The sequence below is a fragment of the Chitinophagaceae bacterium genome, assembly GCA_016713085.1.
Classification (GTDB): Bacteria; Bacteroidota; Bacteroidia; order Chitinophagales; family Chitinophagaceae; genus Lacibacter.
The window spans coordinates 1,046,184-1,064,826 of the sequence record JADJPV010000002.1; the positions used below are offsets into that span (position 1 = coordinate 1,046,184).

16 protein-coding genes and 2 pseudogenes are annotated in these 18,643 nt (G+C 39.9%); 9 read left to right on the forward strand and 9 right to left on the reverse strand.

The annotated features are described in order from the left end of the window. Window positions 1-4: 4 nt before the first annotated feature. From IPK31_17530 to IPK31_17570, 9 genes are all read left to right on the forward strand, one after another. Complete coding sequence (locus tag IPK31_17530; protein ID MBK8089575.1) at window positions 5-1,303, forward strand: radical SAM protein; 1,299 nt, start codon at window positions 5-7, stop codon at window positions 1,301-1,303. Between the two features lie 67 nt (window positions 1,304-1,370). Further along, window positions 1,371-1,865, forward strand: a complete 495-nt coding sequence (locus tag IPK31_17535) for a hypothetical protein (protein ID MBK8089576.1) — start codon at window positions 1,371-1,373, stop codon at window positions 1,863-1,865. Window positions 1,866-1,948: 83 nt separating this feature from the next. After that, entirely contained in the window at window positions 1,949-2,545 is a 597-nt protein-coding gene (locus IPK31_17540) for a hypothetical protein (GenBank protein ID MBK8089577.1), read from the forward strand. 39 nt (window positions 2,546-2,584) lie between these two features. Beyond that, on the forward strand, window positions 2,585-2,830 hold the full coding sequence (locus IPK31_17545) for a DMT family transporter (GenBank protein MBK8089578.1): 246 nt from the start codon (window positions 2,585-2,587) through the stop codon (window positions 2,828-2,830). 5 nt (window positions 2,831-2,835) lie between these two features. Beyond that, the gene (locus IPK31_17550; protein MBK8089579.1) at window positions 2,836-3,507 is read left to right on the forward strand and encodes a DMT family transporter; all 672 of its coding nucleotides are present in this window, start codon (window positions 2,836-2,838) and stop codon (window positions 3,505-3,507) included. Continuing rightward, window positions 3,504-4,220, forward strand: a complete 717-nt coding sequence (locus IPK31_17555) for an SDR family NAD(P)-dependent oxidoreductase (GenBank protein ID MBK8089580.1) — start codon at window positions 3,504-3,506, stop codon at window positions 4,218-4,220. Before IPK31_17550 ends, IPK31_17555 begins: the two co-directional genes overlap by 4 nt. A gap of 246 nt (window positions 4,221-4,466) precedes the next feature. Then, window positions 4,467-5,345: a hypothetical protein gene (locus tag IPK31_17560; protein ID MBK8089581.1), complete on the forward strand. Its 879-nt coding sequence runs from the start codon at window positions 4,467-4,469 to the stop codon at window positions 5,343-5,345. A gap of 9 nt (window positions 5,346-5,354) precedes the next feature. Then, entirely contained in the window at window positions 5,355-5,534 is a 180-nt protein-coding gene (locus IPK31_17565; protein ID MBK8089582.1) for a hypothetical protein, read from the forward strand. A gap of 127 nt (window positions 5,535-5,661) precedes the next feature. Next, a complete protein-coding gene (locus IPK31_17570) occupies window positions 5,662-6,630 on the forward strand; it encodes a bifunctional folylpolyglutamate synthase/dihydrofolate synthase (protein MBK8089583.1) in 969 nt (322 codons plus the stop codon). 177 nt (window positions 6,631-6,807) lie between these two features. Here the strand turns inward: IPK31_17570 and IPK31_17575 are convergent, their stop codons facing one another. The 9 genes and pseudogenes from IPK31_17575 to IPK31_17615 form a co-directional block, all read right to left on the reverse strand. Next, window positions 6,808-7,365, reverse strand: a complete 558-nt coding sequence (locus tag IPK31_17575) for an NUDIX hydrolase (protein MBK8089584.1) — start codon at window positions 7,363-7,365, stop codon at window positions 6,808-6,810. Then, window positions 7,359-7,880, reverse strand: a complete 522-nt coding sequence (locus IPK31_17580) for a putative metal-dependent hydrolase (protein MBK8089585.1) — start codon at window positions 7,878-7,880, stop codon at window positions 7,359-7,361. Before IPK31_17580 ends, IPK31_17575 begins: the two co-directional genes overlap by 7 nt. An 82-nt stretch (window positions 7,881-7,962) precedes the next feature. Then, window positions 7,963-8,694, reverse strand: a complete 732-nt coding sequence (locus IPK31_17585; protein MBK8089586.1) for an FKBP-type peptidyl-prolyl cis-trans isomerase — start codon at window positions 8,692-8,694, stop codon at window positions 7,963-7,965. 18 nt (window positions 8,695-8,712) lie between these two features. After that, window positions 8,713-9,474: an ABC transporter ATP-binding protein gene (locus tag IPK31_17590; GenBank protein MBK8089587.1), complete on the reverse strand. Its 762-nt coding sequence runs from the start codon at window positions 9,472-9,474 to the stop codon at window positions 8,713-8,715. Between the two features lies 1 nt (window position 9,475). Further along, window positions 9,476-9,951 (reverse strand): annotated as a pseudogene (locus IPK31_17595) (DNA starvation/stationary phase protection protein). Between the two features lie 5 nt (window positions 9,952-9,956). Next, window positions 9,957-10,967, reverse strand: a complete 1,011-nt coding sequence (gene fbp, locus IPK31_17600) for a class 1 fructose-bisphosphatase (GenBank protein ID MBK8089588.1) — start codon at window positions 10,965-10,967, stop codon at window positions 9,957-9,959. An 89-nt stretch (window positions 10,968-11,056) separates the two neighbouring features. Then, a pseudogene (locus tag IPK31_17605) lies at window positions 11,057-11,461 on the reverse strand (GtrA family protein). A gap of 195 nt (window positions 11,462-11,656) precedes the next feature. Next, complete coding sequence (locus IPK31_17610) at window positions 11,657-14,188, reverse strand: zinc carboxypeptidase (protein ID MBK8089589.1); 2,532 nt, start codon at window positions 14,186-14,188, stop codon at window positions 11,657-11,659. A gap of 143 nt (window positions 14,189-14,331) precedes the next feature. Beyond that, the gene (locus IPK31_17615; protein MBK8089590.1) at window positions 14,332-18,615 is read right to left on the reverse strand and encodes a T9SS type A sorting domain-containing protein; all 4,284 of its coding nucleotides are present in this window, start codon (window positions 18,613-18,615) and stop codon (window positions 14,332-14,334) included. Window positions 18,616-18,643 lie beyond the last annotated feature (28 nt).

The window sequence follows — 18,643 nt, forward strand, 5'->3', positions numbered from 1 at the left end:
GCTAATGATTTCACAATCGCCTTATATTCTTTATTCGGATGGAAGCGGAAATATTTTTGAAGACACTTCACTTTACGCTGTTGGCCGTGAAGGCTGGGATGCGTTCCCAGTTGATGTGGAAGACTGGATTGAACTGCCTGAAGGTGGCAATCTCTATGAACTTCCCGGAAGGAAAGGAATTGGTATTGATGTAAAAACAGGCGAAATGCGTTTGTGTGAAAAAGGCTGGGCTGTTGCTGCCTTTATACCTCCTGCACATACAAGTTTATACATTGCTGCATTTGAAAGTGAACCCGATGCAGAAACACTTCCCCTCTTTTGTTATGTTGCTGTTGGCTGGTTAGATGAGAAATTCTACGTAACCGCATTACGCATTGAACAGGACATCCGCCAGGAATGTGCAGGTTATGATGAAGATAAGATTGAGGAAGGTGCACAGCGATTATTAAAAGCCTATCCTGAAAATCGTTTGGTAAGGCATTTGATTGAAAACTGCTGCCAGACTTATAATTGTCCCGCTGCAAGAAATTTTGCTATGGGCCGTTGGGAATGTCCTATTCCTGTTTCGCCTGCCTGCAATGCCAATTGCATTGGTTGTATTTCATTTCAGCCGCAGGAAGAACATATACAAAGTCCGCAGGATCGCTTAACGTTTAAGCCAAGCTCCGAGGAAATTGTTGAGTTCACTGTTCCTCACCTTGAAACAGCGCCCTACCCGATTGTTTCGTTTGGACAGGGTTGTGAAGGTGAACCTTTGTTGATGTGGGAAACTATGCGTGATGCAATCATTGAAATAAGAAAACATACACAGAAAGGAAGTATCAATGTTAATACCAACGGATCAAATCCTGTTGCAGTAAAAGTATTATGCGAAGCCGGTTTGAATTCAATCCGTGTAAGCACTAACAGTGCACGCAAGCATGTGTATGAAGCGTATTACCGTCCGAATAATTACCAGTTTGAAGATATCTTTGAAAGCTTAAAAGTGATGAACAGTTTTGGCGGATGGACAAGCATCAACTACTTTGTTTTTCCCGGCATGACCGACAGCGTGGAAGAATATGAAGCCTTACGAAAACTCATTAAAGAAACCGGGCTGAAAATGATTCAGTGGCGGAATTTCAATATTGATCCTGACTGGTATTTGGGAAAGATCGGTATTACTGAAACCAGTGAGTTGATGGGTGTAAAACAGTTTATCGAATTAATCAAAGAAGAGTTTCCTGATTTAAAGCATGGTTATTTCAATCCGCCGATTGAACGCATCAAAGGAAATTATGAAGTTGATTTTGCGCACTGGTAATGTTGTTGTAAAGAAGCTGTTTAAGTTAGGGGATTAGAACACTCAAGCAGAACAATTATTTCTATCGATGAAAAATCGTCTCATAATATTAAACTTTCTTTTCCTTTTAATAAGTTGCCAGAATAAGAATAGTCAATGTAAAGATATTTACGCCGAAAAGAGATTTAGCGGCACGGGTTATATCTTTTTCTTTCGCACCAGTCAGGATGCAATGGGTGACTTTTGGTTTTTCCCAAACTGTAATAGATCCAAAAAAAATGATATCTTTTTAAATATTGATTATAAAAAGGGAGTTTCATTTAAGCTTCCTCTTACAGGAGCTTTGTATAAGAAAATTTCACAGAACTTCCAGCTTGTGGTTTTAGAAGAAGGCAGTTTCGCTAAAAAAGTTTGGTACACACCTGTTTTTATTGATTTTGAGAGAACAGAACAATCACTTATTCAGTCTTCAACAAGTTATGGCAATTGGACTCTACATCTAAACAGTAAGAACAGCCATTTAGTATTATCGTATTTTGTAACAGAAGAAATTACAATAAATCAGATAGACCCTTTTCTTTAGGCTCAATCTTTTGTTAATACCTGCAAACCTTATTATGGAATTTCATTTTGATGTTATCTTAAACATCTAACAAATTCCATTTTATGAAACTGCTTCTGTCTTTCTTCCTCTTATTACTAATCTCCTGTTCTCAAAACAAACCTGCCCCTCAGCAACAAAACAACGTTCCGAAAGCTCTCGAAGAAAAGAGCGCTGCCTTCAGTGTTGTATCAAAGCGTTATGACAATGACATAGTTCAGAGTCTTTATAATGAGTTACTGAAAGAGGATAAGGACCTTCAGAAGTTTGAAGATGGCATAGAAAAAATCAATTCTGATAAACCAGATTCACTGGAATACTTTCATTCATTTGTCGATAAGAATAGCAGTTATTACAGCAGTGCAGACCGATATCTGTCTTCCATAAAAGATTCGGTACTGAAGAACCGAATCAAACAAATACTCGCTGAAAGTAATACCCGTTTTGAATCAGGGTTGACTCAACATAAGAATCTTATTCAGCAGATTGAAACAAAAGAAAACCAACTTGCCGATTTGCACTTCGCAGTAAAAATAATCAAAACACTTCCGGTAATAGAGAAATATCAACGGGAGAATCGGCCTTCACTCAATCCTATTCAAACAATCAACAATGAATTTGGGAAACTGATTGCACAGGCTGATGCAATGCTGAAGAAGTAGCGGAACGACTGTAAACATTTGTCTTCTTATATTTGGCAAATGAAGCCAGCAGCTCCCCCACATAACCTTTTGCTCGGAATTCTGTTGGCAATTGTCACTGCAATTATCTGGAGTGGAAATTTCATTATTGCAAGAAGTGTAATTAATGATATTCCTCCCACTACCTTAGCGTTTTACCGCTGGACAACAGCTGTTATTATCCTCATTCCCTTTGCATGGAAACATATTTTGCCGGCATGGGCCATTGTAAAACGAAACAAAGCTTATTTTTCTGGACGGCTTTAACAGGTGTGAGCCTCTTTAATACATTTGTCTATATCGCCGGGCATTCCTCTACTGCTATCAATCTTGCATTGATCGGTACAACATCATCCCCCATTATGGCGGTGATCCTTGCACATTTTTTTTTAAAGGAACATATTCAATGGCAGCGGGTAGTTGGAATTATACTTTGTTTATCGGGCATTTTTTTCCTGTTAAGCAAAGGGAGTTTATATAATCTCCTGCACCTGCATTTTACAAAGGGTGATGCGTGGGTGTTACTGGGTGCATTCAGTTTTGCCGTGTACAATATTTTTGTAAGAAAAAAACCAGTTGAAATTTCTGCTATCGGTTTTCTATTCTTTGTATTCCTGATTGGAGTGTTGATTCTTATTCCGGCATTTATTACAGAATCATTGTACAGCAAACCGGTTGTGTGGGATTTAAAAATCGGTGGAGTAATTCTGTATCTCGGTCTTGGTACTTCAGTTATTTCATTTCTTCTTTGGAACCGGTCTATCAGGGAACTGGGGGCTGGAAGAACAGCTTTGTTCGGCAATCTTATTCCTATCTTCAGCAGCATTGAAGCAGTGTTAATTTTAGGTGAAAAGATTAACTATATTCATCTCATCAGTTTTGCATTAATTGCGGCAGGTTTGCTGATTGATAACAGTCACCTGTTGAAACGAAAGCAAGCATGAAAAAAGTCATCATTATCGGAGCAACTTCAGGTATCGGGAAAGAATTGGCCCTTCTTTATTTAAAAGCAGGGAACAAAGTTGGCATTACAGGAAGAAGAACAGAGCTTCTTGAGGAAATACAAAAGCAATTCCCCTCACTGGTAGAAATCGAAACATTTGATGTAACAGGTACTAATAATATTTCTCATCTTGAATCACTCATCAGCAAGTTGGGTGGTATGGATCTGTTTGTTTATAATAGTGGCTATGGTGATGCAAGCAAAAATCTCAGTTGGGAAATGGACAAAGCCACAACACTCATCAACGTAAACGGCTTTGTGGAAATGACGAACTACGCCTTCAACTACTTTGTAAAACAGGGTTATGGACAAATAGCAGCCACCTCTTCCATTGCAGCATACCGTGGCGGAAGCTGGGCACCTGCTTACAATGCAAGCAAAGCATTTATGAGTAATTATCTGGAAGGAATAACCATTAAAGCATACCGTTTAAAAGCAAAGATTGCCATTACAGATATTCAACCAGGTTTTGTACAAACGGCCATGGCAAAAGGCAGCGGAGTTTTCTGGTCGGCGCCAGTTGAAAGAGCAACCCAACAGATATTCAATGCCATTGAAAAAAAGAAACGGAAAGTACAGGTTACAAAGCGCTGGATGCTGATGGCCTGGTTATTTAAGTGGATGCCTTATTCGATTTATAAAAGAATTGGGTAAGAGGCCCCCTTCCGTGAGCTTCGCTCGCAACTTTCGTTCCTCAGTTGCCCCAAAGGGGGAAGCCATCAAAGCACAGCCCCAGCTTTTCTAAGCTTTTCATAAAATAATAAATGCTGAATCACAATCAGCCCGGTTTCACATACTTTATAGTCAAGCATTTTTTTCACAAGATTTTCATAAAAGCCCACTTACTGCTATGCAATCTGGCATGGTTTTCCATCGTTAATGGTAAAAGAAGTAATTTCGATGCAACAAGCTTTAACCATGCAGGCAAACGAATCACAGAATAATATCAAAGCGGCAGCTGTAACCATTGGTGTACATGCTGTATTGCTGTTATTGTTTTTCTTTATCACCATTGCAATGGCTGTTCCAACTCCCCCGCCTTTAGAAGAAGGGATTGAGGTAAATCTTGGTAACAGTGATATTGGTTTTGGTGATGTACAACCCCTGGTTCCTGATGCGCCTGCACCTGAATCAATGCCCGAAACTTCTCCTCCCAAACAACAGATAGCACAACCTGTTGATGAACCCGAAAAAGAAGTGAGTGAAAGAGATGAAGCTGATGCACCCGAAGTTAAAAAGCCGGAAAAAGTAACAAAGCCAACAAAGATTACTCCAACCAATACGCCTCCCGTTGTCAATAACAAGCCAGTGAGCAATACAGTGGTAACTCCAACCCCTGCACCTAAAAAACCTAAAGCGGTTTACAGTGGCGGAACAGGAACCGGAGGGAATAATTCTGATACTTACAATACCAGCCGTAACCAGGGTATAGCCGGTGGTAATGGCGATCAGGGAAAATCAAACGGCAATCCCAACAGTGGTAATTATAATGGCAATGGTGGAACGGGTTCTTCCGGTGGGCCAAGAGTAACCAGTGGTTCAAGAAAGATCGTTAAGTATTATTCATTTGGCGGAGACCTGGAAAAAGCAACAATCTATGCAATTATAAAAGTATCTCCCGGCGGAACAGGAACATTTGTTGGATTTGGCAAGAACTCAACTGCCAGAAGCCAGGCTTATAAAGATGCCATCAGCAATTACCTGCGTAATATTCAGTTTGATAAAGCAGGTGAAGAATCAACTGTTACAGTTCAGTTTAACTTTAAAGTAAACGATTAATTTTACGGGATGATTCAACAATTCAGGATTCCGCTCATTTTGTTTTTGTGTGGAGTTCTTGTCACCATCTTTGGTGCATGGGCAAAAATTATTCATTTATCTTTCGCTGATATAGCTCTTACAGCCGGTATGATTTTACAGGGGACTGCAGTTGCTTACTCCATTTACTTATTGATCAGGAGTAAGTAATTACCTTCTGATGCCGGTTTTTTTTACATCTACCATTACTTAAGTAATATATACTGTTCTAAAATAATATTCCTGCCAATCCAATACATCTCATAAATCCCAGTTCAGACTTTATCTTTGGCATCTGATGAACTATCAACAAACCATTGATTATCTTTTTACACGGCTTCCCATGTTCAGCCGTGTTGGTGCTGCAGCAATTAAGAAGGATTTACACAATACAATCATTCTTTGTGAAGCATTGGATAATCCGCATAAGAAATTTAAAAGCGTTCATGTAGCCGGTACCAATGGAAAAGGTTCGGTGAGTCATATGCTGGCAGCTATTTTGCAGACAGCCGGTTATAAAACCGGTTTATATACTTCTCCTCACTTACATGATTTCAGGGAACGGATCAAGATCAACGGACAAATGATCACTGAAGAATATGTGATTGATTTTACAAAACGAATTCAGCCATTGATTGAAGAAATTGAACCCTCTTTTTTTGAGATTACTGTTGCCATGGCTTTTGAATATTTTGCAAAAGAAAATGTTGATATTGCCATTGTTGAAGTTGGATTGGGCGGAAGACTGGACAGTACTAATATCATTACACCTGAGTTAAGTGTCATCACCAATATTGGCTGGGATCATATGAACCTGCTGGGTGATACATTGGAATTGATTGCAGCTGAAAAAGCTGGTATCATCAAACAAAACATTCCCGTTGTTATTGGTGAAGTAATTCCAGAAAGCAGGAATGTGTTTGAGCAAAAAGCAAAAGCGCAACATGCAGAATTACATTATGCACAGGAAGAATTCAGTTTGCTTTCGAATGATTACAGGAATGAATCACTACAGGTTAAAGTGAAAGAAGAAGCATCAGCTGCTGTACTTCATTATGAACTTGATTTACCGGGAATTTATCAAACAAAAAATATACTTACTGTTCTTTCTACAGTAAGACAGTTACAGCAAAGGAACTGGAAGATCAGTGAAGAACATCTGCAATCAGCACTAAAACAAACCAAACAAATAAATGGACTGCATGGAAGATGGGAAGTGATTCATCATAATCCAACACTTGTGCTTGATGTGGGGCATAAGATGTGAATGAAGCAATTAATGTTGCTTTGCAAAAAGCAGCAGTTGATGATTTAATACTTGTTTGTGGAAGTGTGTTTTTGGTGGGAGAAGTAAACGCAAAAGCAATTGGCAATGGGCAATAGTGAATGGACAATTGCAGAGTCTTCTTACATCGTACATCTTACTTCATACATCTAACATTACCTAATACTTCAACTCTCCTATCTTCTCCAAACCATACAGCAAAGCTGTTACATGCATACTCTGCATCAGTTTATTTTCACGAATGAGTTGCTTCAGTTCATTAATTGAAAACAGCAGCACTTCAATATCTTCAGCATCATCTAATTGTTGTTCTTTGATTAATTCGCCACCTGTTGCCAGGTAAGCACGGAGAAGATTATTATTAGTGGAAGGATTGGGAGAAGTCTGACAAAGAAATTCAATTTTTTCAAAACGGTATCCTGTTTCTTCTAACAGCTCTCTTGCTATAGCATCTTCATAGGATTTATCTGTTGCATCCACACAACCACCGGGAAGTTCTATAATCGTTTCTCCTAATGCATGACGGTATTGCTTTATCATCACCACTTTATTGTCTTTGGTCAATGCAAAAGCCGCTACCCAATCGGTGAATTCATATACGTAATAAGGTTCTATAATTTTTCCGTCTGGACGTTCACATTTGTCTACACGAAGTGTTAGCCAGTTGTCGGTAAACAGATATTTTGATGAAAGTGTTTTCCAGTTCATAGTTACCATCCTTTCCGTTCTCTGAGCGAAGTAATATGTGCAGCATGATGTTTACCATGCCATGCGTACATGCCCAGTAAGTACCAGAGATCAAATTGTTTTTTTGATGCCGAATGAATATACGTAAGCTTCCACTCCTCTTCTTTCAGGTTTGAAAACAAAGCAACAAGCTTGGCAAGAATTGTATGGATCATAGTGAGTGAAATGTTTATTGGCAGTGCTGTATATTCAATTGTTTCTGCCCATTTCACTTCATCGTATCCCATTACTGTTGGATTATCCTCTGTTAATGTAAACTTCAAACGGCTTAACGCATTTAGCTGACTGTCGGATACATGATGCACCACCTGTCTCACTGTCCAGCCTCCATCCCGGTAAGGCGTATTCAGCTGGGCTTCATCTAAATTCTCAATTGCATGTTCCAGCAATCCGGGAAGAAACTCCAAGTCAGCTAAACGTTCAGCTCTCAACTTATGGCTGAATGGAGCGGGTTCATATTCACCAATGGGATAACGTAAATCCATAACAGTTGATGGTTATTAGTTCATAGTTGATGGTTGGAGATTCAGCTATTTGCCATTAACCATCAACTATGAACTTGCTTTATTATTTCTTAACCGGTTTTACATCCAGTAATTCCATTTCAAAAATAAGTGTGGCGCCACCGGGAATAGCACTGCCTGAACCACGCTCACCATAGCCATAATCACTTGGAATAAACAACTGCCATTTACTTCCTACGGGCATTAACACTAATGCTTGTTGCCAGCCGGATACTAATTGATTTAAAGGATATACAATTGGTTCACCACGACCGTAAGACTCATCAAACACATTACCGTCAAGAGTTGTGCCTTTATAATGTGCAACAATGGTATCTTCCAGTAGTGGTTTTACACCTGTTCCCTGTGTAATAATTTTATACTGAACACCACTTGGCAGTTCAACCACACCGGGTTGTTTTTTGTTTTCTGCTAAAAACTTTCTGCCTTCTTCCTTCACTGCGAAATTTTTCTGTGCCATAAATTCCTGTAGTTTTTGTTGAATAGTCATATTACATTGATCTTGGTTCATTAATGGAGTTGAAGTTTCTTTAATTGCATCTGCAATGGCCTTGTTTAAAGCCGCATAGTTGAGCTTTTCAATTCCCTGTGCTTTCATATTGGTACCGATATTCATACCAATTGCATAACTCAAACTGTCAACACCATTTCTTAATAAAGGTTTTGGTGCAACAGCCGGTTTTGCGGGTGTTTTTTTAACGGGTGGTTTTTTGGCCTGGGAAAAAGCCGATACTGAAATTGTTACGAATGCAATAGCAATTGTGATAATTCGCATGTGATAATTGATTAAAATTTATTCGTCACGCAACGCATGACCGGTTAAGGTGATAAATACATCTTCTAAGTTCGCCTGCTTCATTTGTGTTGGCCGTTCAAATCCCGTTGCCAGCAGGTTATCAATAAGCTTGCCGGGAGAATCAAGTGCTACAATTTTTCCACTGTCAATGATGGCTACTCTTTCGCAGAGATATTCTGCTTCATCCATATAGTGCGTGGTAATGATCACTGTTGTTCCTCTTGCCTGGATATTCTTTACCAACTCCCATAAATTTCTTCTTGCCTGCGGATCAAGACCTGTTGTGGGTTCATCCAAAAAAACAATCTTTGGTTCATTGATGAGTGTTGTTGCAACAGAAAAGCGTTGTTTCTGTCCGCCACTCAACTCTTTGTATTTTGCTTTTGCCTTTTCTTCCAGGTTTACGGTTTTCAGTAAATCCATTGCATTTACTTTACGGTTATACAAACCGCTGAACAAATGAATGAGCTCGGTTAAGTTTAAACCGGGATAGTAACCTGAAGTTTGCAACTGCACTCCAATGATCTGTTTAATTTCATTGGCCTGTTTATCCAGGTTTAATCCATCTACGAATACTTCGCCGCTTGTTTTTTCACGGAGTGTTTCAATGATTTCAAGCGTGGTTGATTTACCTGCACCATTGGGCCCGAGCAAACCAAATATTTCTCCTTCATACACATCAAAACTGATGCCCTTTACAGCATGAAAGCTGCCATAGTCTTTCACCAAATTTTTTATCTCAATAATCTTTCGCTGCATCTTACTTTTTTAAGAAGGATGAATACATCCAAACTGTTTTTTCCTGTTCACGGATATAGTCGCTCATTAATGCATTGGTTCCTTCATCATTTGCATCGCCTGATAATTCAAGCAATTCTCTTTCAAGAATCAGTAATTGCTGAAACCCGTCTACTACCAGCTGTACAGCTTTCTTTCCATCGCTTACATCTTTCGCTTCTTTAATGGAAGAAGTTTTTACGTAATCACTGTATGCATGCATGGGTGTATGATCGAGCGTTAATACACGTTCTGCCACTTCATCAATCTTGATCAGTGCATCATTATATAATTCTTCAAATTTCAAATGCAGTTCAAAAACTTTTCTCCTTTAATGTTCCAGTGAAAGCCGCGGGTATTCATATAAAATACCTGGAAATTAGCCAGCAGTTTATTCAGTTTAGTTGCTAATTGCTGTGATTTCTTTTCATCGAGTCCGATTGCGTTTAACTTTGCCATAAAATTTATTTTGATAAATGTGATTCCAGTTCTTCCATCATATTCTTACTGCCGATAAACATTGGTACACGCTGATGCAATTCAGTTGGTTCTACATCAATGATGGGGATTTTTCCATTGGTAGCCTTGCCTCCTGCTATTTCCATAATAAATGCAAAGGGGTTACATTCATAAGCTAACCGTAATTTGCCATTGGGCTTTCCGGTTGTACCGGGATACATAAAGATCCCTCCCTTAATTAAACTGCGGTGTACATCTGCCACCATGCTTCCAATATAACGCTGGGTATAGGGACCGCCGTTTGTATTATCTTTTCTCTGACAGGCATTAATATAATCCTGAACACCCTTTTCATAACGGAAAAAATTACCGTGATTTACCGAATAAATATTCCCATCGGGCGGGCATTGAATATCGGGATGGCTCAGACAAAATTCACCAATTGCCGGATCGAGTGTAAAACCATTTACACCACGCCTAGTTGCATACACCATCATTGTACTTGAGCCATAGATCATATAACCGGCAGCAACCTGGTTACGTCCTTTTTGTAAAAAATCGGCTTTGTTGCATGGCTTTCCTCTTTCGCTGATACGACGGTACACACTAAAGATTGTACCAATAGAAATATTTACATCGATATTGCCGCTTCCATCAAGCGGATCAAACATCACAATATACTTGGCATTGTTACTGATCTCATCGTCAAACACAACAATATCATCCATTTCCTCACTGCCAATACCGGCACAACTAACGCCATGCTGCAGTACTTTCATGAACTGATCGTTGGCATAAATATCCAGCTTCTTTACATCCTCTCCCTGCACATTAATGCTGCCATGATCGCCAAGAATATCTACCAGTCCGGCTTTATTCACTTCCACATTTACCCGTTTCGCTGCAAGACCAAGATCTCTCAGCAAACTACTTAACTCACCCGTGGCCTGCGGGAAGTTGCGCAACTGCTGAATAGTAAACTCATCCAGCGTTGAAATTTTACGGTTAATACTCATAATTTGAATTTAGCAATCAAAGAAAGCAAAAGTAAGGTATAAAGGCAGATAATGAAAGAGGTACTGTCCTGTCTGTACAGTTCCATATCTTACTTAAATGTAAAATGCTTTTGTGAAAAATAACTGAATGCCACAACAAATACTGTTGTGCAGATTTTGGCCAGCGTAGCATACATTCCCAGTGTTTCAACAAAGATCTTCAGGAAGAAATAGTTGAGCAGAATTGATCCGGCAACAACGATCATGTATTTGGGCAATTGTTCCCGTTTACGCACTGCCGATCCTTCAAATACAACATACCGGCTCAGGAAAAACCTACGGGAAATGTAACAATAAACGACATGAGAAATGCAGCAATATGCGGGCTCACTGTTAACCAGGAGTATGCACCATTTCTTTATTAAGAATGAAGTTGTAACTGATGAAAAATAAACAAATGTCCAGCACTGTATTGCCACCGCCGCAGGCTGCATACCTGAATGTCTGATGGGCATGAATTTTTTGAATGGCGGATAAACCAATCAATGATATCGTGTAAAAGCCTACAGTTTTATTGATCATGGGGCGGCAAAGATAAAGTTTTAACAGGAATCAGCTCAGAACGTCATGTCGGGGAACGAGACATCTCACAAAGGGGATAATGTCTTAATTTAATGAAACCTCTCGTACCTCGAGGTGACGGAATTCCTTTAAAAAAACAATCCATTCAGAAACAACTTGCTCGTGCCGAACCAAAATGCACGAAAATTCATATTGTCGCTGTAAGTAATTACTTTGCCCCTGCCGATTGATTCTGTATTTACAATGGCACTGCCTTTTAATTTGTCAATAAATTTTTTGTGTAAGTAGCCGCTTTGTAAAGAATTTTCTGTGAGCAATACGGGTGAATCGTATGGATTGTTATTCTGATCCATAAACAATGTATTGGCTTTAAAAATGCTGATGGTCTTACTGCGATAACCATAACACAACGGATGTGTATTATCAACCCTTGCTTCAAAAATTGATCCGGGCATATCTTTCGCTCTTATTTCATCGCTGCGCATATTGTAGGCAAGCATGGCTGTACTGTCATATTTTGTCTCATCACTCCGGTAAATTGTTTTGGTAATACCGGCAGTTGATAAAAACTTACCTGCATTTTCAAACGCCATTACTGTTCCTCCATTACTGATCCATGCACGGAGTTTATCCTGTGCCTGCTTATCCATATTGCTGTATGAACCTTCAGGCATAATGATAATATTATAACCCGTGATGGTAACACTGTTGAAACGGTCAATTTCTACAAGCGTTGAAGGGATCCGCATGCGCTGATCAAGCATATGCCATATTTCACCTGCATCATTACTGCTGGTTCCTGTTCCACCCATCAAAAGGATTCTTGGTGTACGTGTGCTTACAAAACTTCCACTGCCAAGATCTACACCACCGGTTGACAAACCACTGATTAGTGCATACACCTGTACTCCCGTTCCTGCAACAGCTGTTTCAATCAGCTTCTGTAATTCATCTGCTGTTTTATTTTGATTCCTTACAGGAATAAGTATTGTACCATAATTGAATTTTTTAGTTCCGTTAGCTATTGCTGATTCAAATAACTGCGATGCCACTTTTGTAATAACGCCTTTTGATTGCAGTGCATACAATAATTTGGCAGAATAAAAATCATCCCACTCAAACGCATAAGCATAGCTGCTGCTGTTTCCAATAATCTTTCCGGTTGGTTTCTTTACTTCATCAACAATTGCTCCCAATGCAGGTAATGTTTTTAATTCAGCTGATGGCAATCCCATCGCCAATGGAAATGTCCAGCTGGTGATATCATAAAACAAACTGTCTTCGTAATTGAGTGTCCGTTCAAAAATCGTTTTGATCACTTTGAATTGTGACTGATTGGTTGGAACAATCCATGAACTGCCCGCAGCAAACTGTTTTCCATCAGCATCAAAACTCTGTTTGTTTTCATACACTTCAATTTTCTGCCGCTTCATCATTTCAATAAATAAAGCATTGCGGCTCTGATCATATGCATCGCCAAATACATAAGCCTTTACCGGAAAGGCAGCAGCTTCCTGTTTTACATTCTGATAAAATTCACGTTGATAATTTAATAAATCTTTCCGCAGATTTCTTGCAGCTTCCAATGTTGATAAAGCAGTTGTAAATTGATTGCGGATGGTAAATGGAAATGTCAGTAATCCATTTTCTGTTTGCTGTGCATGACCACGGCTGCTGGCCTGTTCAAACAAAATACCAATGCTGCCATGAATATCAGGGAAAGTTGAACCCTTGCCGTAATAAAAATCATCGTATCCTTCTTTCGTAAAATAAAACGAACCGATGCTGTCTAAAAACTTTGCATGAAAATTTCCGATTGCTCCAGTTAACTGCTGATTCTTTTTTGGTGTATTTGGATTTACACGGCTTGGAACACCTGGCTGAAAAAAGAAAGAAGAATTACTTCCCATTTCATGATGATCAGTTAAAATATTCGGTCTCCATGCATGGAATATATTCAATCTGTTCTGGCTTTCGGGTTGTTGTGCCGGTAACCAGTCACGGTTCAAATCAAACCAGTAATGATTGGTTCTTCCGCCTGGCCATGCTTCATTAAATTCTCTTGCATTTGGATCACTCACTAATGTTGCACTCTTATGTGTGTTTACCCAGCTTGAAAAACGATTTAACCCATCAGGGTTAAAAGAAGGGTCTAAAATGATCACCGTATTGCTCAGCAATTCATCTATCTGTGATCCCTGTGCTGCTGCTAAATAATAAATCAGCAGTAAACTCATATTGGCACCGCTTGGTTCGTTACCATGTATGCTGCAGCCAATCCATACCACAGCAGGCATATCAGCTGTATTTAATGAAGCGCTTTTTACCGGATCGGATAATTGCAGGTGCTGCTCCCTGATGCTTTCTAATTTTGCATGATTTGCCGGGGAGGTAATAAACAGTGCCAGTTGCTGCCGGCCTTCATGTGTGGTGCCGGTAACCGTTAGTGAAACACGGTCGCTTGCAGCATCAACTGCTTTCATATAATTTACAAGCCTGTCATGGGTAATATGCCACTCTCCCACTTCATGCCCAACAGTTGCTTTAGGTGTTGGAACAGCATTACTGTAGGTAACATTTGCTGGCAGATAATAAGACAGTTGTTGTGCATTTGCAGAAACAGAAATGCAAAGCAGTAATGCAAGGAGCAGTCGGTTCATATGTTTGGTTTATAAACTCGAATATAAGCATGAAATGAACGGTAAAAACAAGATTGACTGTAAGTTTTATGAACGGAATTCAATTCATTAAACAAAGAAGCCTGTCCGCTAATGGGACAGGCTTCAAGTATTCTGGTTTTCCTTTATTGTTTAATCACTTTCAGGCTTTCAGCTTTAGTGCCTGCTGTAATATGAAGTGTATATACTCCGGCCGACAATCTGGAAATATTGAAAGGCACAATCACATTACCATCAACTTTTCCCATATTTAGTTTTACAACCAATTGTCCGGTAGTGCTGAATAACTGCACGGTTATATTTTCTTTATCCCTGTTATTGATTCGGAAGGAAATTTGATTTGTTACCGGGTTCTGAGATAACTCAGCAAACTTCTGCACCTGGTTATTCTTAATCTGGATAACTGTGCTTAGCGAAGATTTTCCATCAACATCATTCATTTTAAGACGGTAGAAGTTAACAGCTTTTGCAATAGCAGGATCTGTAAAACCATAATCCTGCACGGCCGTACTGTTTTGAAGTGCATTTACCTTTGCCACTTTGGTGAAGTGAATTCCATCATAGCTCCTCTGTACTTCAAAATTGCTCAGATTAACCTGGTTGCTTGTTTTCCATTGCAGCTGGCTGCGTTGCTGGCTGTTTAATGTACCATTGAAAGAAATCAGTTCAACAGGTAACACTACATTATTATCTACCAGGAAGAATTTGGAGAACCCGGTAAAGCTTGCAGTAAATAAATATCCTGCACCAAATGCAGTAAAGGAAGTAACTGCTGTAGTTGTATTTGTGCCATTTGCTGCAGCGATTGTTGCGGCATTGGTTTTGGCAATTTTTAAACCTGATGGTACTTTGCCGCCAAGTTCGGCTGCTGTAAAATACAGCCCAACAGTATACGTAGCTCCACTGTTTGTAGTTGGAATAATTTCAAACACTTTTTGCGAACGCTGCCCTGAATTAAACGAAGACCATGTTGTGCCTGCTTCGAAGATATTGGAACTTACACAACCGAGGTTTGCAGATGCGCCTGTTATATTACTAAGAATAGCAGCCCCGTTATAAAAATAATAGGTGCCGTTATTTCCCGCATATTCCGACCTGTTACTGTTTAATACGGATTCAATCTGTGTTCCGCCGCTGGCTGCAAATGTTGCCGTAACCCTTGCATCAGAAATAAATGCTGCGGCCAGAGAACAAGCTGTACCAACAACACTGCTTGAGTAAGTGGTTGCCCTGATGCCCGCTCCTAATGGGGCACTGGTTGCTTCCGTTACATCTGCCGATACATCTGCAGCAGCAGGTGCATTATCAAAGCAGATATTTACAAGTACATTGGATGTGCCATCCCAGGCAAATGGTGTACTGAATGTAAAGACATTATCACCCACTACTGATGAATAGTTTCCGGTATATACCTGTGTAAATGCGGGACTGATAAATCCTGTTGAAAGATTTCCTGCACCCGTATTTGCCAATGATATCGTAAAGCCATTATATGCCTGCGTACTGTTCTTTACAGTTATTCGCATGGTCATGGACGTAAGACTTGAAGCAGTTAAAATTCCTGATGCCTGTAATTCAGCAGCTGTGTATAATGATTGAATCCTGAATTTTTGCAGATTACTCCTGAATGGAGATTGTGAAGTAACAGTTGTGTTGTTTACTCCAATCAGAAAATTACCACTGAAAGCTGCTATTGGGGCTGCATCATTATCTGTAATAGTGAACGTATGCGAAGGGCTGCTTGGTGCTGCTAATGCTGTTGTAACTCCTGATATTGCATAATTAAATGTAAACGATTCTGCACTTTCTGTTTCAGCATCGTTATAAACACGCACTGTAATTGGCTGAGGAGTGGTAGATCCATTGGCAAAAGTTAATACATTCGATGGAGCAGCAAAATTTCCATTGGTAGTAAAATCATAATCTACTCCCTGTGTTGCTGTAGCACCACCTGCAATACTCAATGTTACAGTAGCGGCACCAGTTGGTGCAGCATCAATATTCATATTCACTGTATAATCTGTATAGTTACGGCAGATGGAAGTGCTTGCAGTTGCTTCCGTTTTTAAGGCCAGTGAATTTTCAAACCGTATATAAGGTGATAGTGGAATTGATGCTGTCCATAAGCCCCTGCCATGTGTTGATGCTAATATTGTTCCATCACTTTTACGGTATTGGAGCATATTGGTTTTTACAGTGGGAAATCCTGCATTTTGCACCCATACTGTAGAAGCACCATTTATTAAATCTGTTTCATAGATTCCCATTTCTGTTGCCAGAATTGCTTTGGTATTATCTTCCGGATAAAACATAGCCCACCGCACAGGTATATCAGGTAAACCTGAACCGCTGATATTTGTCCATGATGTACCGCCATTTGTTGTAACCCAAATATGAATTGAACCATAATTGGAAAAAGTGGCCAGCAGATTATTATCATTTGTACCTACAGCTATAGATGAAATAATGGTAGCACTCATTCCTGCCTGAGTAATATTGGTCGCTGTTGGTACTGCCTGATCAGCGTTATCAACCCTCACCACCTGGCCGCCTGCTGTTCCGAAAAAAACTCTGTTGGCTGTATAGGGAGAAACTGTTATACTTCTCACTGTATTTGCTCCGAAAGCAGCAATTGCAATCGGTGTAAAAGTAGATCCTGTCTGTGCATTATCCCATCGAACATACTGTCCGACCGCAGCGCTGGTGTACATTTTATTTCCTATATCATCATAATCAGTTGGGTTAATGAATTGACCTATTGTTGTCGAATAGTTCACAGATGACCAGTTGGTACCACCATCTGTGCTGCGCCTGTATTGACCACGAACATAAGATCCAAATTGATACTGAGGTTCATCCTGATCAATATGTACAAATGCACCGTCACCACCTGTTACCTCTACACTTGATGTAAGACCTGCACCGTTTAACTGATGTACTCCATTATCCTGCGCACCGGCAAGAAAATAGTTTGTGAGGCTTGGATGAATGGCACAGGAATAAAACTGCTTTAGTCTGAGTCCATCATTTCTGTCAGTATATGTAACACCATTATCGTTTGAATAAAATAATCCGCCATCTGTTCCAACCAAAACCTGGCTGCCATTCCAGGTTACTGTATGATGATCTGCATGAACGTAATTAAGTGTGGTACCAACCCACCTGGTAATTTGAGTCCAGTTTGCTCCACCGTCAGTTGACCGGTAAAAATTTAAACCGCCTGCAATTACAATATTTGCATTTGTTGGATCAACTCCAATTGCAAGATCATACCAACCCTGTCCTCCATTAATTGTTGGTTCAGCTGCTGTACTTGGAGGTGAAGTTGCGGTTGCAGCCCAGTTATCTCCACCATCTGTTGATTTATAAATTGTCGGTGTCAGATCGCTGGCATTCGAAGGCAAAGCATACAATGTAGTTCCCGCAACTGCAAGTTCAGAATTATAAGCAGTGGGAAAGGTAGTGGTTGGTGAAGTCCAGATTCCTGCTGCAACTGTTGAAGGCGCATCAGTAAAACGGTATCCTGAGGTTCCGGTATTCTGATAACCGCATACAATATGCAATCTTCCCGTACTGCTTATCCTCATTTCAGTAACATAAGTGGTCAGCCCTGTTGGTGTAATATTGGTCCAGCTTACTCCGCCATCATTTGAGCGTTGGATACCATTTGCACCGATTGTTGCAACATAAATATTACCGGCAGCATCACACAATACCTTTGACACATTTGTAAATCCTGTTGTATTTACCAAGAGGTTCCATGTTACACCATGATCGGTACTTTTCCATACACCGCCGCCACGAACTGCATCAGCATTGAACGTTTTTTCACCGGTACCGAAATACATAACATCTGTATTGGAAGGATCCTGGCAAATACTTGCAATGGAAAGGTTACCCAAAAAATCATTTACCGGTGACCATACTGCAGAAGAAGTTGAAGCAATATTTGTTGATTTCCAGAGTCCGCCTGCTACACCACCGGCCCATACAGTTGTTGAGCTTGTAAGATCAACCCATATAGCACGCATACGTCCACTTGTTACAGCATCAGCAGCTGGTTGAATTCCTCTTGTATTTCCATTGCCTGGACTAATTGCATCTGTATTTGGACCACGTTCCGTCCAGCTTAATGCATTAACACGGGCTGAAACCGGATTGTTTCGTCTTGCTGCTTTCAATTCTTCGTTTGCACGAATCAAGCGGCTTAGAGGAATATACCCCAGTGAAACATCCTTTGTCATTTCAAATTCCTGTTCCTGTGCAAGTCTTATACCATCTTCTTTCTCTTCTCCATTCATTTCAATTGCCTCCTCTTCAGCAATTGAATTATGTTGAGAGTCAGTGGAACATTGAGTAAACAGGAAAACTGAAACGAGAGTCAAAAAGAGTAAAATTCTGCGATTCATGTGATGTATACGTTTTGGTTATAAAAAT

What these genes read in the sequence shown, in the direction of transcription:
- IPK31_17530 (MBK8089575.1), top strand. Translation starts at nt 5, where the DNA reads ATGATTTCACAATCGCCTTATATTCTTTATTCGGATGGAAGCGGAAAT.
- IPK31_17535 (MBK8089576.1), top strand. Translation starts at nt 1,371, where the DNA reads ATGAAAAATCGTCTCATAATATTAAACTTTCTTTTCCTTTTAATAAGT.
- IPK31_17540 (MBK8089577.1), top strand. Translation starts at nt 1,949, where the DNA reads ATGAAACTGCTTCTGTCTTTCTTCCTCTTATTACTAATCTCCTGTTCT.
- IPK31_17545 (MBK8089578.1), top strand. Translation starts at nt 2,585, where the DNA reads ATGAAGCCAGCAGCTCCCCCACATAACCTTTTGCTCGGAATTCTGTTG.
- IPK31_17555 (MBK8089580.1), top strand. Translation starts at nt 3,504, where the DNA reads ATGAAAAAAGTCATCATTATCGGAGCAACTTCAGGTATCGGGAAAGAA.
- IPK31_17560 (MBK8089581.1), top strand. Translation starts at nt 4,467, where the DNA reads ATGCAACAAGCTTTAACCATGCAGGCAAACGAATCACAGAATAATATC.
- IPK31_17565 (MBK8089582.1), top strand. Translation starts at nt 5,355, where the DNA reads ATGATTCAACAATTCAGGATTCCGCTCATTTTGTTTTTGTGTGGAGTT.
- IPK31_17570 (MBK8089583.1), top strand. Translation starts at nt 5,662, where the DNA reads ATGAACTATCAACAAACCATTGATTATCTTTTTACACGGCTTCCCATG.
- IPK31_17575 (MBK8089584.1), bottom strand. Translation starts at nt 7,365, where the DNA reads ATGGTAACTATGAACTGGAAAACACTTTCATCAAAATATCTGTTTACC.
- IPK31_17580 (MBK8089585.1), bottom strand. Translation starts at nt 7,880, where the DNA reads ATGGATTTACGTTATCCCATTGGTGAATATGAACCCGCTCCATTCAGC.
- IPK31_17585 (MBK8089586.1), bottom strand. Translation starts at nt 8,694, where the DNA reads ATGCGAATTATCACAATTGCTATTGCATTCGTAACAATTTCAGTATCG.
- IPK31_17590 (MBK8089587.1), bottom strand. Translation starts at nt 9,474, where the DNA reads ATGCAGCGAAAGATTATTGAGATAAAAAATTTGGTGAAAGACTATGGC.
- fbp (MBK8089588.1), bottom strand. Translation starts at nt 10,967, where the DNA reads ATGAGTATTAACCGTAAAATTTCAACGCTGGATGAGTTTACTATTCAG.
- IPK31_17610 (MBK8089589.1), bottom strand. Translation starts at nt 14,188, where the DNA reads ATGAACCGACTGCTCCTTGCATTACTGCTTTGCATTTCTGTTTCTGCA.
- IPK31_17615 (MBK8089590.1), bottom strand. Translation starts at nt 18,615, where the DNA reads ATGAATCGCAGAATTTTACTCTTTTTGACTCTCGTTTCAGTTTTCCTG.